The organism is Pantoea nemavictus, from assembly GCF_037479095.1.
Classification (GTDB): Bacteria; Pseudomonadota; Gammaproteobacteria; order Enterobacterales; family Enterobacteriaceae; genus Pantoea; species Pantoea nemavictus.
Genome location: NZ_JBBGZW010000001.1, coordinates 3,905,719 through 3,920,651, shown reverse-complemented (window position 1 = coordinate 3,920,651; position 14,933 = coordinate 3,905,719). Strand labels below are relative to the sequence as shown.

13 protein-coding genes are annotated in these 14,933 nt (G+C 54.9%); 5 read left to right on the top strand and 8 right to left on the bottom strand.

The window, feature by feature from the left end; all coding sequences use genetic code 11:
- The first annotated feature begins 77 nt into the window (after positions 1-77).
- A complete protein-coding gene (locus WH298_RS18080; RefSeq protein ID WP_049851840.1) occupies positions 78-461 on the top strand; it encodes a DUF6515 family protein in 384 nt (127 codons plus the stop codon).
- A gap of 58 nt (positions 462-519) precedes the next feature.
- On the opposite strand, the gene osmE is transcribed toward WH298_RS18080, so the two are convergent.
- Entirely contained in the window at positions 520-855 is a 336-nt protein-coding gene (osmE, locus tag WH298_RS18075) for an osmotically-inducible lipoprotein OsmE (RefSeq protein ID WP_180823481.1), read from the bottom strand.
- Between the two features lie 192 nt (positions 856-1,047).
- Between osmE and WH298_RS18070 the strand changes: the two genes are divergently transcribed.
- From WH298_RS18070 to cho, 3 genes are all read left to right on the top strand, one after another.
- Positions 1,048-2,238: a multidrug effflux MFS transporter gene (locus WH298_RS18070; RefSeq protein WP_180823480.1), complete on the top strand. Its 1,191-nt coding sequence runs from the start codon at positions 1,048-1,050 to the stop codon at positions 2,236-2,238.
- A gap of 117 nt (positions 2,239-2,355) precedes the next feature.
- Positions 2,356-3,183: an ammonia-dependent NAD(+) synthetase gene (gene nadE, locus WH298_RS18065; protein WP_180823479.1), complete on the top strand. Its 828-nt coding sequence runs from the start codon at positions 2,356-2,358 to the stop codon at positions 3,181-3,183.
- A gap of 110 nt (positions 3,184-3,293) precedes the next feature.
- Positions 3,294-4,154, top strand: coding sequence for an excinuclease Cho (cho, locus tag WH298_RS18060; RefSeq protein WP_007892609.1), 861 nt, complete (start codon positions 3,294-3,296; stop codon positions 4,152-4,154).
- An 89-nt stretch (positions 4,155-4,243) separates the two neighbouring features.
- Here the strand turns inward: cho and spy are convergent, their stop codons facing one another.
- The 6 genes from spy to WH298_RS18030 all read right to left on the bottom strand — a co-directional run bounded on the left by spy (position 4,244) and on the right by WH298_RS18030 (position 11,294).
- The gene (gene spy, locus WH298_RS18055) at positions 4,244-4,741 is read right to left on the bottom strand and encodes an ATP-independent periplasmic protein-refolding chaperone Spy (RefSeq protein ID WP_180823478.1); all 498 of its coding nucleotides are present in this window, start codon (positions 4,739-4,741) and stop codon (positions 4,244-4,246) included.
- Positions 4,742-5,213: 472 nt separating this feature from the next.
- Positions 5,214-6,209, bottom strand: a complete 996-nt coding sequence (gene astE, locus WH298_RS18050) for a succinylglutamate desuccinylase (protein WP_180823477.1) — start codon at positions 6,207-6,209, stop codon at positions 5,214-5,216.
- A gap of 45 nt (positions 6,210-6,254) precedes the next feature.
- Entirely contained in the window at positions 6,255-7,583 is a 1,329-nt protein-coding gene (gene astB, locus WH298_RS18045) for an N-succinylarginine dihydrolase (protein WP_180823476.1), read from the bottom strand.
- Positions 7,583-9,049, bottom strand: coding sequence for a succinylglutamate-semialdehyde dehydrogenase (gene astD / locus WH298_RS18040; protein WP_007892595.1), 1,467 nt, complete (start codon positions 9,047-9,049; stop codon positions 7,583-7,585). Before astD ends, astB begins: the two co-directional genes overlap by 1 nt.
- A complete protein-coding gene (gene astA, locus WH298_RS18035; RefSeq protein WP_049851847.1) occupies positions 9,046-10,077 on the bottom strand; it encodes an arginine N-succinyltransferase in 1,032 nt (343 codons plus the stop codon). Before astA ends, astD begins: the two co-directional genes overlap by 4 nt.
- The gene (locus WH298_RS18030) at positions 10,074-11,294 is read right to left on the bottom strand and encodes an aspartate aminotransferase family protein (RefSeq protein ID WP_180823475.1); all 1,221 of its coding nucleotides are present in this window, start codon (positions 11,292-11,294) and stop codon (positions 10,074-10,076) included. Before WH298_RS18030 ends, astA begins: the two co-directional genes overlap by 4 nt.
- Before the next feature lie 878 nt (positions 11,295-12,172).
- On the opposite strand from WH298_RS18030, the gene WH298_RS18025 reads away from it, so the two are divergent.
- Positions 12,173-13,246, top strand: coding sequence for a porin OmpC (locus WH298_RS18025; protein WP_007892586.1), 1,074 nt, complete (start codon positions 12,173-12,175; stop codon positions 13,244-13,246).
- A gap of 82 nt (positions 13,247-13,328) precedes the next feature.
- Here WH298_RS18025 and WH298_RS18020 read toward each other — a convergent pair whose 3' ends face one another.
- Positions 13,329-14,765 (bottom strand): YchO/YchP family invasin, encoded by a 1,437-nt coding sequence (locus WH298_RS18020; RefSeq protein ID WP_180823474.1) that lies wholly within the window; start codon positions 14,763-14,765, stop codon positions 13,329-13,331.
- Positions 14,766-14,933: the final 168 nt, after the last annotated feature.

Here is a 14,933-nt window from a genome sequence, read left to right as displayed (position 1 = left end):
AAAAATCGACGGCTTTTCGCTTGAGTTTTCCCTCAGGAAGGCCAATTCTGCTGCTCATCACAGCAGGAGAATCACCGATGAAAAAAGTTATCGCCTCGCTGCTGGCGTTAACCTTATTAACGCCAGCTATCAGTTTCGCTCATCCCGGCGGTTGGGGTCCCGGCCCAGGTCCACATTGGGGTGGAGGCCCGCATTGGGGCGGCCCGGGCCCGTTGCGCTTCTTACCGGAAGCGGCAACCGCCGTGCTACTGGGGGGACTGACCTATTACGTGCTAAACGGCAACTACTATCAGCGTCAGGGCGACACCTACGTGGTGGTCCAGCCGCCTGAAGCGCCGCCTGGCGGCGGGATGCGCGTGCTGGATTTCAACGGCAAGCGCTACTACGTGCAGGAAGGTCATTACTACCAGCGCGAGATTGGCGGCGATTATGTCGAAGTGCCGCGCCCTTACGGTTTATAAGCGCGACAACGAAAAACGGCCCGTCAATGACGGGCCGTTTATAATTCTACTGCTGCGCTTACTGAGCCGCTTGCGGATCGGTATCGTAATCTTTACAGCTCTGGAAGCCATAATTCATCACGCGACCGGTATCGTTATAGCTCACGAAGTAGGTCTGAGGTTTGCCATCGCGCTCGCCAATGACATAAGTCTGGCAAGTACCACGCGCGTGAACCATGGTGATCTCCGTGGAGGCTGGACCGGCAATCTGGCGCACCTGATCACGCGTCATCCCTTTCTTCACATCTTTCACTACTGGCTTGGTCACGTAGCTTTCAGCTTTGTCATAAGTCGTACAACCCGACAGGGCTGCCAGCGTCATAGCGGCAACGATACATCCCATCACTTTATTCATGTTGTTGTTCCTCGTTTTTTTGTCCATGTGAGATAAGCCTGGAACATAAATCCAGATTTATCAACTTTATGGGATAAATTTCACCAAAATCCGAAGCGTTAGGTTTTCGTAAAAATGCTGTGTTGGCGCGCTACGCTTCGTATAATCCCCCGCGAAAAAATACCGATAGTGATGAATTAAGACAGAGGATAAATGACACCTGCACCTTCTAACCGCCTGGCTTATGCCATTACGCTTGGCCTGCTCGCTGCGCTCGGGCCACTTTGTATCGATCTTTACCTGCCTGCCCTGCCGGAACTGGCGCGTGATTTGCAAACGGAAACCGCCACCGCGCAACTGAGTTTGACCGCCGGCCTGCTCGGTCTTGGCGCGGGCCAGCTGCTGTTTGGGCCGATGAGTGACAAATTTGGTCGCATCCGGCCGCTGCTGTTATCGCTGGTGCTGCTGTTTATTGCCTCAATTGGCTGTGCGCTGGCCAAGGACATCAACGCGTTGCTGATAGCGCGACTGTTTGAAGGATTGGCGGGCGCAGGCGGCGCGGTACTGTCGCGCGCGATTGCTCGTGACATGTATAGCGGCCATGAATTAACGCGTTTCTTTGCGCTACTGATGTTGGTCAACGGATTGGCACCGATTGGTGCACCGGTACTGGGCGGCGCGTTAATGACAGTACTAAACTGGCGCGGCATCTTTGTGGTGCTGGGCTGTATCGCCGTGGTGTTGATTTTCCTCGCGCGCTGGAAATTGCATGAAACCTTACCCGCCGAACGCCGCAGCCAGGGCTCGATTTTTTCCGCCTGGGCAGCGCTGGGCCAGGTGGTGACGCACCGTCAGTTTATGGGCTTCTGCCTGACGCAGGGTTTTATGATGTCCGGGATGTTCGCTTACATCGGCGCTTCGCCGTTTGTGCTGCAACAACTGTATGGTCTGACACCGCAGGCCTTCAGCTTCTGTTTTGCTGCCAACGGCCTCGGCCTGATTATTGCATCACAAACCAGTGCGCGCCTGTGTCCGCTGTGGGGCGAATATCGCGTATTGAAAGGCGGTCTGACGCTGGCCTTCATCGCATCCAGCTGCTTGCTGCTGGCGGGACTAACGGGAGCGGCGCTGCCGATTCTGTTGGTCGCCCTATTCTTCACCATTGCCAGTAATGGTGTTATTGCCACTACCGCCTCATCGTTGGCGATGCAGAGCCAGGGACAACGCGCGGGCAGTGCTTCCGCCGTAATTGGCGTGGGCATGTTCACCTTTGGCGCCATCAGCGTACCGATCACTGGCCTTGGTGGCACGTCGGTGGTGAGCATGACGGGCACTATTTTTGGCTGCTTTATGCTGGCGATTTTGTCGTTCAATTTGTTAGTACAGAAGTCAAAAAACGTCTGATTTGCCAGCAAATAATCCGCAAAACAAACCGTGCGGCTTGTTGTTTGCCGACAGAGGCGTTAGCTTTAGCAGATGATTCGCATTGTGCCGTCAGGCTACTGACTTGAGGAGAGATTCATGTCTTTGCAACAGGAAATCATTGAAGCCCTTGGGGTTAAGCCCGTTATCGACCCGCAGCAGGAGATCCGCGTCAGCGTTGATTTTCTGAAGTCTTACCTGAAAGCCCATCCCTTTTTGAAAACGCTGGTGCTCGGTATCAGCGGCGGACAGGATTCCACTCTCACCGGCATCCTGTCGCAAACCGCGATTCGTGAGCTGCGTGAAGAGACCGGCGATAACGATTACACCTTTATCGCTGTCCGCTTGCCCTATGGCGTGCAGGCCGATGAGCAGGATTGTCAGGACGCGCTAGCCTTTATCCAGCCGGATCGCACGCTGGTGGTGAATATCAAAGAAGCGATTCTGGCCAGCGAGCGCGCGCTGAAAGAGGCCGGTATTAGCGTATCGGATTTCGTACGTGGTAATGAAAAAGCCCGTGAACGTATGAAAGCGCAGTACAGCATCGCCGGCATGACCAAAGGCGTGGTGGTCGGCACTGACCATGCGGCGGAAGCCATCACCGGGTTCTTCACCAAATACGGTGACGGCGGCAGCGATATCAACCCCATTTTCCGCTTGCACAAAGGCCAGGGCAAACAGCTGCTAAAAACGCTGGGTTGCCCGGAGCACCTTTATCTCAAGCATCCTACCGCCGATCTGGAAGACGATCGCCCAGGCTTGCAGGATGAAGTGGCGCTTGGCGTCACCTATCAGCAAATTGATGCTTATCTGGAAGGCAAAACCATTGATGCCGCCGCGGCCAAAACCATTGAAGGCTGGTATCTGAAAACCGAGCATAAACGTCGCCCGCCGATCACCGTGTTCGACGACTTCTGGAAGAAGTAAGCCCGCCCCGTTTCCCGCCGTCGGTGCGGGAAACTTTCTCCTAACCGCTGACTGGCGAGAAAAAGCACAGTTTGATACACTGGATGGACAACCAGTAATCGGAGTGTGCTTTGGTCAGACGTGCAGCCAGCCACCGCCTCGATTTCGATGCGGCAGCAATCTATCAATATCCCGAACATCTACGTCAGTGGCTGGAAGGCTTACCCAATCAGCCGGGCGTGTATACCTTTCACGGTGAAAGCGAAAATCTGCCGCTGTATATCGGCAAAAGCGTCAACCTGCGTAGTCGGGTAATGGCGCATTTTCGCACACCAGATGAAGCCAGCATGCTGCGTCAGGCGCGGCGCGTTAGCTGGATCCCCACCGCCGGCGATGTGGGCGCGCAGTTGCTGGAAGCGCAGATGATCAAAACCCAGCAGCCGCTGTTCAACAAGCGTTTGCGCAAGAATCGTCAGCTCTGCTCGCTACAGTTAGGCGAAGGTGCACCGCAGGTGGTGTATGCCAAAGATCTCGACTTCTCGCGTTCACCCAATCTATACGGCCTGTTTCGCAGTCGTTTTGCCGCGCTGGAGAAGCTGAAAACCATCGCCGATGAGCAACGCCTGTGTCACGGTTTGCTGGGGCTGGAGTCTTTGCGTCCAGGGCGCGGCTGTTTTCGTGCCGCCCTTAAGCGCTGCGCGGGTGCCTGCTGTGGCAAGGAGTCGGTCGCTGAGCATCAGCAGCGTTTGCATGCTGCGTTAGAGCAGATGCGCATCATGTGTTGGCCTTGGCAAGGCCCGGTTGGCATGGTTGAACGTGGTGCAGATATCACGCAGATCCACGTGATCGATCACTGGTTTTGGCTGGGGTCGGTGAGCAGCGAAGCCGAAGCACGCCAGCTGCAGCGCGCCTCGCACGGCTTCGATCATGACGGCTATAAAATCCTTTGTCGCCCGCTGCTATCGGGCGTGTTCCCGCTGATTGAGCTGTAAAACAAAACCGCCGACGTTGCCCAAAGTATCGATGCAAGATCGAAAGCAGTGGACAACGTCGGCGGTCTCTATTCAGTTAGCGAAAGAACTTATTCAGCATCAGCCGGCGGTGGCGGCGTTTTGCCATCGTGCGGACCTTTCTCGGTTAAGCGCTTCTCAAAGTTCGCGTTGTACTGTTTCTTCTGTTCAGGTGTCAGCACGTTATAAATTTTGTTCTGAGTCTCCATCATCTGCAGAGCGCGATCTTTCGCATTCGCGGTCATCTTCTCGGCCTGCGCCTCAGCTTTGGCCCGGTCAAAGGTATCTGAAGCGATGATGCTGTGATCAGCGCGACGCTCTTCCAGCGACGGACGCTTCATATCTTTATGGCCATCACGCAGGATGGTTTTGATCTGCGCTTTCTGCGCATCAGTCAGGTTAAGGCCTTTGAACATCATCTCCATGCCGTGATGGCGCATCGGCAGCTTATGCATCGGTTTTTCACTGCCCGCGGGTGGCGGAGTCAGGTTGTCTGCCGCTGCATGGACGATATTGGCGGCACCCAGTGCCATTGCGGTAGCCAGGAACACAGAAGTTAATTTACGCATAATATTGTCCTTATTTATCAGTTTAATGACGACAGCCTGTGTCGCGTCTTCGGAAACAAGCATACGACGCTGAACGTCAACTACTCAGAGGCTGAGTAAAGCCCTGAAAGCATAAAAGACAGAGTTCAGGCAATCATGGAGGGAAAGAGAAGAAATGCGTGAAGAATTGAAAAAGTTTATGACAATCAAAGGAAAAACGCAGGAATTAAGGAGGAGTGTAACGGTATTGTCGGTTTTCAGATAGCGGAATATGCACAGGATCGTTAGTACTACTTTCCCTCACCCTAACCCTCTCCCGCAAGCGGGAGAGGGAATGATTAGGTAGAGCGACGGATGGATTTTCAGACCGCACGTTCGGCTCCCTCGCCCGCTTGCGGGAGAGGGAATGATTAGGTGGAGCGACGGATGGATCTTCAGACCGCACGTTCGGCTCCCTCGCCCGCTTGCGGGAGAGGGCTGGGGTGAGGGCAAATCAGAGCGCCAGCGCCTGCGTCTGTTCATTCTCTTCCACCAGCATCAATCCGGCGCGTAATCCCGGCGCCACGTTGGGATTGGGAAACAATACATACTCCCGCGCTTGCTGCACGAAGTAACGCCGCTCCCCCTCTTCCGCCAGTAACGTTCCCTGCGGGAAAGCGGTGAAGTTCAAGGTTTCCGGTCCCATATGCAGGACAAACTTATCACCGTGCCGGGTGAGTTGCTGCGACACGCGATAATGGCGCGGTTGTTCGCGGACCTCCGGCAAGACATCGCCATACAGCAAGGCTGCCAGCGCCTGCTGCACCCCGCTAAACTGGCTAAGATCGTTTTCACCAAACGGCAGCGCTTTGCCAAGTTCCAGCGTGCAGCTCGCCGCATCGTGGTGTTCGCAGCTGTAATGGGTAAAGGTCCCGCCCGGTGAACGATGGAAAACCAGCGCTTCCATTTCTGCTGCCGCCAGCCAGTGCATAAAGTCCTCAGGCCACGGATTGGGATTCAGGGGCATCACGCCAAATCGCGCATGATACGAACCACGAATCGCGGTATGCAGATCGAGATGCCAGCGCACTTCATGGTCTAGGCAGGCGCGCCAGAAACTCTCCAGCTCTTGCTCAAGCTGCAGCACGCGCTGCGCTTCGGGGACATCGGCCACCTGTTGCCAGCGGCCGCCAAACAGACGATTAATATCGTGCTGCTGATAGCGCTTGCCGCTGCGTAACGCTGCGGGATTGCCCAAAATAACCAACAAGCGCACTGCCAGCGGCTTTTCGCCCTTGAGTAGCGGCGTCAGTAACAGATTGAGAATTTCGACTGGCGCAGTTTCATTACCGTGAATCCCCGCAGAAAGCACCAGCGCCTGCTGCGTTGGAGTATGCGGCGTGAGGGACATCAGCCCCTCGTTGTGCCATTGCCAACTGAGATGGTCATTGCTCCCTTCTCGCTGCTGTGGCGGTTCACCAGACAAGGTCTGCTGTAAAAAATCCTGCATGTTCACTCCTTTTTAACGACGTGGGGCGAACCTCTCGCCCCGGCGTTAACGCTGAAACGCGTAGACACTGCCTAAGTCTAGCAGCTGCGTCAGCTCATCCAGCGCGGTGCGCCCTTCACGCAGCAGTTGCGGATCGGCTAAATCGGCCTGGGTTAAGCGATCGCGATAGTGCCGATCAACCCAATGGTTAAGGGTAGCAAACAGCCGATCGTTCATCAGCACCGCCGGATTCAGCGCCTGACGCTCGGTTTCGGTCAATACCACGCGCAAACGTAAACAGGCCGGTCCGCCGCCATTGAACATGCTTTCACGCAGGTCAAATACCTTAAGTTCCCGAATCGGTCCGCCGCTCTCTACCAGCTCCGTAAGGTAGCGCCACACGCCCGCATGCTGACGCGACTCCTCCGGTAACACCAGCAGCATGCCGCCCTCTGCACGTTGCAATAACTGGCTGTTAAACAGATAAGTGTTCACTGCATCGGTGACCGACACTTTATCACGTGGCACCTCAATCGGCTGAAAACCGCTGACGCGCGCGGCGAGATCGCTCAGCAGCTGCGGTTGATTAACAAACGCATCCTGATGGCAGAACAGCACCTGCTGATTGCTCACCGCAATCACGTCGTTATGAAACACACCCTGATCGATTACCGCAGGATTCTGCTGAGCAAACAGCGTGCGATAGCCGTGCAGCTGATGTAAACGCGCCACCGCTTCGCTGGCTTCACGCGTTTGTCGCGCCGGATAACGTGCCGGTGTCGCACCCTGCTGCTGGCCGTCGCGACCGTAGATAAACAGCTGTACCCCGGCATCGCCGTAATCGCTGCCGAAGCGATTGTGATTTGCCGCGCCCTCATCGCCAAACTGCGCCACCTGCGGCAGCGCGTCGTGCACGCTAAAGTGCTGAGGATTGCGGAAGATGGCGCGCAGCAGATCGGCGGTTTCTGGCGCTTCAATCGCCCGGTGGAATTTGTTATTGAGGTTAGCGACGGTAAAATGCACGCGCCCATCGGCGCTGTCGGCGGACGGAGAAACCGTCGCCGCATTCGCTACCCACATGGCCGAGGCCGAACTGGCCGCCGATAACAGCTGCGGCGCGTGTTGCGCCGCTTGCGCCAACACCTGCTCATCGCTACCGCTGAAGCCCAGCTGGCGCAGCAGCGGCAGATTGGGCCGTTCATGCGGCGGAATCACGCCCTGCACGTAGCCCATATCCGCCAGCGCTTTCATCTTCAACAAGCCCTGTTTCGCCGCCAGGCGCGGGTTGGAAGGCTGCAGCTGGTTGCGCGTCGAAGCTTCATTGCCAAACGACAACCCGGCGTAATGGTGCGTCAGGCCGACCAGCCCATCAAAATTGGCTTCAAAGGCTTTCATTATTTGGCTCCCTGCGGCGAGAAATCGAGGCCCGGCGATAAGCTGCCCGGCAGCGCCATAGCGGGACTTTCAAGCGATGCCATAGGCCATGCGCAGTAATCGGCGGCGTACCAGGCGCTGGCACGATGGTTACCCGAAGCGCCAATGCCGCCAAACGGTGCGGTACTGGCAGCGCCGGTGAGCGGTTTATTCCAGTTAACGATACCGGCGCGCGCTTCCAGCAGCAGCTGATCGAACTGCGCGCGCTGCGGTGAAATCAAACCACACGACAGGCCATAGCGGGTGTTATTGGCGATGGCGATCGCCTGCTCGAAGCGGTCGTAGCGAATCACCTGCAGCAGCGGGCCAAACACTTCTTCATCCGCTAAGTCATTGATCTCGGTAACGTCAATGATGCCCGGGGTAATAATGGCGCTGTCACGATCCGGCCAGTGCATACCCAGCAACACTTTTCCACCCTGTTCAACCTGCTGCTGCCAGGCGGCAAAAATATGTCCAGCGGCAGTTGGCGAAATCACGCTGCCCATAAAGGGTTGTGGCTCGGCGTTCCACGCGCCCGGCTGCAGGCGTGCCGTCACCTCAATCAAACGCTGCAGGAACGCATCCCCCGCCGCGCCGCGTTTCACCAGCAGACGACGCGCACAGGTGCAGCGCTGTCCGGCGGTAATAAACGCCGACTGAATGGCGATATGCACCGCACCCTCCACATCAGAAGGCTCCTCCACAATCAGCGCATTGTTACCGCCCATCTCCAGCGCCAGCATCTTATCTGGCTGACCGGCAAACTGGCGATGCAGGTGATAGCCGGTGGCCGCGCTACCGGTAAACAGCAGGCCATCAATCTGCGGTTCATTCGCCAACGCCTGGCCGGTTTCGCGACCGCCCTGCACCAGCGCGATGACACCCGCCGGCAAGCCCGCCTGTTCCCACAGCTCAACGGTTTTCTGCGCCGTCATCGGCGTCAGTTCGCTCGGTTTAAACACCACGCAGTTACCGGCCAGCAACGCCGGGACGATATGACCGTTCGGCAGATGCCCAGGGAAATTGTAGGGGCCAAACACCGCCAGCACGCCGTGCGGCCGATGCCGTAATGAGCTCTCGCCGTCGGCCTGTTCGCCGGTGCGGCTGTGATAAGCCTTAATTGAAATGGCGATTTTATTGATCATCGCCTGCACTTCGGTCAGCGTTTCCCAGCGCGGCTTGCCGGTTTCCTGAGCGATAGTTTCTGCCAGTGCCGTTTTATGGCTTTCAAGCAGACGCGCAAAACCCTCTACCAGCGCCTGACGTTCTGCAAAGGGCTTTCTCGCCCACAACGGAAATGCCGCGCGCGCCGCTTCACAGGCCGCAGCCACTTGCGATCCCGAGGCTGCCTTACCCTGCCATAGCGTTTCACCGGTTACCGGATTTTGTTTGCTAAAGGCGTCCGCGCCGCCGGTCAACCATTGACCCTGAATAAAATGCGTCATGCTTTTTTCTCCTCGCGACACAGCGTGACCACACGCAGTTCATCGCCATGTTTACACTGCAGCGCCGCGCGCTGGCTCTCATTGAGGCACACAATGCCGGAAGCCATATCGACCGGCAGCAGCGCCACACGAAAATGTTGGTAATCGGCATTCGCCACCAGACACAGCGGCCACTTTTCATCCGCTGAACCCGGTTGCGCGGTCAGCAGTCGACTTTTACGAATCGCGCGAATGCGATCGATCTCGCACTCCAGCGTTGGGCCGCCGTCGAAGATGTCGATGTAGTTGAGATAGCGGAAGCCTTCTGCCTCGAGCACCGCGCGCGCTGGCGCCGTTTTCGGATGCACTTCACCAATCACCTTCTGCGCCGCCTCGGACAGATAGTCAATGTAGAGCGGATGTTTCGGCATCAGCTCGGCGATAAAGGCTTTCTGGCCGGTACCGCTGAGGAAATCCGCCTTGCTGAACTCCATAGAGAAGAAGCGGCTGCCCACGCTGTCCCAGAATGGCGAGTGCCCGTTGTCATCGCTGACGCCACGCATTTCCGCCACCACACGTTTCATAAAGCGATCGCGGAAGTTGGCCATAAACAGGAAGCGCGATTTCGACAACAGATAGCCATTTTTGCCATCGCGGTAGTCAGGATCGAGAAACAGCGTGCACATCTCGCTACTGCCGGTATGGTCGTTGCACAGTGACAGCGTGGGCAAGCTGGCATAGACGTTAAGCTCTTTCGACGCGTGTACCTGGGTACCGACGCGGAAGTTATACCAGGGATCCTGTAAGCCAACCGCGACTTCAATGGCGCAGATACCGACGGCGCGATTGTCCTCGCTATCAGCCAATACAAATACATAGCCTTGTTCGGCGCGCGGCAGCGCACCTTGCCAGGTGAGCAGCGAACGCTCAATACGCGCTTTGAGCGTATCGCTATCCGCGGGCAGCGAAGTTAAACCGCCCCCGGTTTTGCCCGCCAGCGACAACAACTGCGCAAGATCGTCACGTTCGACGGGGCGAATCACCATCATGATGTGGCTCCTTTGAGCACGCGTTCACAGGCACGTTCGAAGCGCGCCAGACCCTCTTTCACTTCGCGTTCGCTGATGTTGAGCGCCGGCGCAAATCGCACCACGTTCGCACCGGCAATCAGCACCATCACGCCCTCTTCAGCGGCGGTGAGGTTGAACTGTTTGGCTTTACCGGCGAAGTCGTCGTTCAGCACAGCCCCAATCAGCAGCCCGAGTCCGCGCACTTCTTTAAACACCGGCAGACGCTGGTTCAGCTCTTGCAACGCGGCAACAAACCACTGATGACGCTCGGCAACGCCCGCCATGAAGTCCGGCTGGTTAATCAGCTCCATCACTTTGCCCGCCACGGCGCCCGCCAGCGGATTGCCGCCGTAGGTCGTGCCGTGGGTGCCCACGCCCATAATCTGGGCTAAATCTTCCCGCGTTAGCATCGCGCCAATGGGGAAGCCGCCGCCCAGCGCTTTTGCCGTAGTCAGCACATCGGGCGTCACGCCGTAATGCATGTAGGCATACAGCGAACCGGTACGACCCACGCCGCTCTGCACTTCATCAAAAATCAGCACGGCATGATGTTTATCGCAGAGTTCACGCAGGCCGCGCAGGAAAGAGGGATCGGCAGGCAGCACGCCGCCTTCACCTTGAATCGGCTCAACGATCACCGCGCAGGTTTGGTCATTAATCAGCGCCGCTGCCGAGGCCAGATCGTTGAACACCGCATGGTCAATGGCCGGAGGCAGTGGGGAAAAATCGCGTGAATAAGCTGGCTGCCCGCCCGCTGTCACGGTAAACAGCGTGCGGCCGTGGAACGCATTTTTAAACGCCACGATGCCATTTTTCTCCGCACCGAAACGATCGTGTGCGGTTTTACGCGCCAGCTTCAACGCCGCTTCATTCGCTTCGGCGCCGGAGTTACAGAAGAACACGCGATCGGCAAACGTGGCATCAATCAGCTGTTTGGCAAGGCGCAGAATCGGCTCATTGGTGTAGCCATTACCGGTATGCCACAATTTGCCCGCTTGTTCAGTCAGGGCCTGCTGTAAAGCGGGATGGGCATGACCTAAGGCGTTAACCGCAATGCCACCGGCGAAGTCGATATACTCTTTCCCCTGCTGATCCCAGAGCGTTGAACCTTCGGCACGCACCGGAACAAACGCTGCGGGTGCATAAACTGGCATCATCCATTGATCAAAATTTTGACGTGAAACCTGCAGTGACATAGCCCTTTCTCCTGCTTCACAACCCGCGAAGCCTTTGTTTTAAATTTGTTAAAAATGTTAAGTGACCGCTCTAATGTATATTGCAGTTAGCGTGCCAGCCAGCGGTTAAAATGCATAAACGTCTTACCACAACGGAATATCAACAACTTAACTGCTACCACTATTCACACTTAATGCATAAAAAGTGAATAAATGTCTGATGCCGACGCTGTCGCAGCAATTTATTTAGCGGATTTATGCATCTACAAAATGAAATATTGCTTTTGTGATCGCGCAGGAAATAATTCGCCAAAATAGCGCTTTGAAAGCCCTTTTTTGGGGCGTTATGAACCGGATTGGTGCAGTGAAGTGCCCAAAGTGTGCAGCTTTGTGCGGGGGCGTTTTACATTCGTTTTAACATCTCAATAACGCCGCTGGATATTATTTAACCAGGAACAAATCTTAAATTAAGGCTAAATAACATTTCGTGACCAAGGTTATTATCAGAATGGAAATAACCAGACACAAAGCCATGTACCAAGTAATTACCCTGCTAATGATTAGCGGGATTCAGATATTTGCTATTGAACAATAATGCATAGGCTTGTGCTATTTCAGGAACATGATAGCCACAATGTTTACGCTTCTTTTAATTTCATAAAACGCTTATTAATCAACTTCCTGCATATTAAATTCATCAATTACCTCAACCGTTAATAGATAAGTTTAACCAATATAAGATTCCACATAATGGAATTAAAGATTAAAAATCACACAAAAAGCCAACTGGAAATATTTAGTTACATATATTGCACTATAGATCTTGAACCTTTTGTGTCATTTTCTTTTCACCCCAACCTTGGGGATAAAATTAAAAAATATCACAGGGTAAAAATTAAATGATGAAGCGCTCCTTACTGGCAGCAGTGATGCCTTTACTGCTGGGAATTTCTTCGGCTCAGGCCGCCGAAATCTACAATAAAGATGGTAACAAGCTGGATCTGACCGGCAAAATTAACGTCTCGCATTTGTTCTCTGATAACGATGCGGCAAATGGCGACAACTCGTCTTACACCCGTCTGGGCTTTAAAGGCGAAACCAAAATCAGTGACCAACTGACTGGCTATGGTCAATGGCAGTATCAGTACAGCCTGAGCAACTCAGAAGGCAGCGATGCTAACACCGGTAACAAAACCCGTCTGGGCTTTGCAGGCTTGAAGTTTGGTCAGTTTGGCTCGATTGATTACGGTCGTAACTACGGCCTGATTTATGACGTGCTGGGTGTTACCGATATGCTGCCATTCTTCGGCGGTGATTCCGGTTATACCGATGCGTTCCTGTCTGGCCGCTCAGGTGGCGTGCTGACATGGCGCAACAAAGATTTCTTCGGTCTGGTGAAAGGCTGGAACGTTGCGGCGCAGTATGAAGGTAAAAACGATCGTAGCGATGCGAGTGTTGCAGTACGTCGTTCAAATGGCGATGGTTACGCGCTCTCTACTTCCTATGATTTCGATTTCGGTCTGAGCCTGCTGGGTGCATACGCCAGCCTGGATCGTACCAATGCGCAGAACCTGGCCGCGCGCGGCGACGGCGAGAAAGCGCAGCACTGGACTGCCGGTGTGAAATATGACGCCAACCAGATTTATCTGGCAACCATCTACGGTGAAACGCAGAACGCCACGCCAATCACCGGTGGTTTTGCTAACAAAGCCGTCAACTTTGAAGCGGTTGCACAGTATCAGTTCCTGAACGGCCTGCGCCCTTCTATCGGCTACGTATCCTCTAAAGCCAAAGACGTGGAAGGTATTGGCGATGTTGATATCGTTAAATACATTGGTGTCGGCGGAACCTACTACTTCAACAAAAACATGTCGGTCTACAGCGAATACAAAATCAACCTGCTGAAAGATGACAATGCTTTAGCCATTCCGAAAGATGATGTTGTGGCCGTCGGTCTGGTGTACCAGTTCTAAGTTGCAGTTCCCTCATTGCATCTTCGGCTAGTGTCGGCTGAAGATGAGCAAAGGGCAGCGTAAGCTGCCCTTTTTATTGCGCTTACGGCGCCATCAAATTGAAACGCTCGTCATCACCCTGATCCAGCGAGAACGGCGGTTGCAGCTGCAGAACAATCTCATTCGAAGTCACATGATTCTGCTTACTGTCTTCTAACTGCACCGACAAGCGATAACTGTTGCGAGCACCGGGGGAACTGTCCCAGGCCGGCAAGATAACACTCCAGCCTTGTGGATCGTTCGGGTTGGCACCTGGCGTCAGGCTCAGCGCCTGGGTATCACCCTGCCACATCACTTTGGCGATCGGATTAGTACTGCGAATCTGCAGTTTCAGCGGTAAGCTTTCCCCACCCTTCAACTGCCACGGCGGCGTAGCGAGGAATACCGACAGCGTCTTACGCTGGCGGAATTCCAGCACCGGCGTATTGGTGCGCGTCACGTTATCGTAGCGACTGCCGCGCAGCGAGTGCGCCGCCGCCACGTTGTCCGGACTTAACTGCTGGCTGAGCGCTACGCCGAAGCGATAATTGAGGCGCAGACCCAGCTGATCCTGGCTCTCTCCGCTATCGCTGGTTTTATGACTGGCCGACAGCGTCACCAGCGGCACTGGCGTATAGGTCACGCCAAAGGTCAGCGCCGACGGATTGTGGTAGCGATTGCCGGAGCTAAACAGATCAACGTTATCGCCGAGATATTGCTGCCAGCTTACCGAAGCACCCAGTTGACGATACTGCGGCAGATAGCCTTGCGTAGTGAAATCGTAGCCGCGCGCCAGGCGTTGCTGCTGGAACGGATCGCGATCCTGCCAGCCAGATAACGGCGTGTAATAATTGGCGGAAAAACGCAGGTAATCACCCCAGGCTTCGGTACCGAGCGAAGCGCGTTGCTGTCCGCTACTGAACATACGATCAACAAAGCCGTTATAGCCCAGCAGCCATTTACCCGTCACCCAGCGCTGACCAAGGCCAAAATTGCCCACCAGCCCATCATCGGTTTGATGAAACCCCACCTGACTAAAGGTCAGATAGCGGTAGTTATCCGCCCACGGCGTCAACAGCGAGGCACCGCTGCCGTTAAAGTTACCGTCAATATCCACGTTGAAGTCGATCTGTGCGTTGCCGTACGGCGAAAGCAGCGACTGTCCTTCATTAACCAGTCGATTCCCCACTTCATCGCGAAAATGATTGAAGGCCCAAAGACCCGCCTGCTGACCTAACGAATTTTCGTCGGTGCTATTCTGACTGGCTTCACCGATGCTTTTCGCAATGGTCGCCAGCTTTTTGTTAAACGTCTCGGTCTCGTCCTGATAACCCAATTCCGGTAACTGATCGGCCATTTTCTGGAAACGTGCGGGATCGCTAAACGGCGCATCGGAGAGTTTAGTATCAGAGATCAACGCCAGCGCTGGCGCAGCGACGGCGAGTGCGGAAATACCGGAGACATACCGCAAGGATTTAGGTGAAAACAAAGTAGGCAACATAGCAAAAAAGGGATCAACCCGACTCAGAATTAGAGGTAGCTCACAAAACTGCATAAGTTTACCCTAGCACATTCTGACCTGCGTGCAGGCAATGTCTTGTTTTGTTTAAGACAATACCGAATCGACCGCGGTTTAGTAGGGTGCGCATTCATGCGCACCTGGGGAAAA

Coding starts and splice junctions, on each gene's coding strand:
- astD (WP_007892595.1), bottom strand. CDS start 9,049: ATGACGCATTTTATTCAGGGTCAATGGTTGACCGGCGGCGCGGACGCC.
- astE (WP_180823477.1), bottom strand. CDS start 6,209: ATGCAGGATTTTTTACAGCAGACCTTGTCTGGTGAACCGCCACAGCAG.
- astA (WP_049851847.1), bottom strand. CDS start 10,077: ATGATGGTGATTCGCCCCGTCGAACGTGACGATCTTGCGCAGTTGTTG.
- spy (WP_180823478.1), bottom strand. CDS start 4,741: ATGCGTAAATTAACTTCTGTGTTCCTGGCTACCGCAATGGCACTGGGT.
- astB (WP_180823476.1), bottom strand. CDS start 7,583: ATGAAAGCCTTTGAAGCCAATTTTGATGGGCTGGTCGGCCTGACGCAC.
- WH298_RS18025 (WP_007892586.1), top strand. CDS start 12,173: ATGATGAAGCGCTCCTTACTGGCAGCAGTGATGCCTTTACTGCTGGGA.
- osmE (WP_180823481.1), bottom strand. CDS start 855: ATGAATAAAGTGATGGGATGTATCGTTGCCGCTATGACGCTGGCAGCC.
- WH298_RS18080 (WP_049851840.1), top strand. CDS start 78: ATGAAAAAAGTTATCGCCTCGCTGCTGGCGTTAACCTTATTAACGCCA.
- WH298_RS18020 (WP_180823474.1), bottom strand. CDS start 14,765: ATGTTGCCTACTTTGTTTTCACCTAAATCCTTGCGGTATGTCTCCGGT.
- WH298_RS18030 (WP_180823475.1), bottom strand. CDS start 11,294: ATGTCACTGCAGGTTTCACGTCAAAATTTTGATCAATGGATGATGCCA.
- WH298_RS18070 (WP_180823480.1), top strand. CDS start 1,048: ATGACACCTGCACCTTCTAACCGCCTGGCTTATGCCATTACGCTTGGC.
- nadE (WP_180823479.1), top strand. CDS start 2,356: ATGTCTTTGCAACAGGAAATCATTGAAGCCCTTGGGGTTAAGCCCGTT.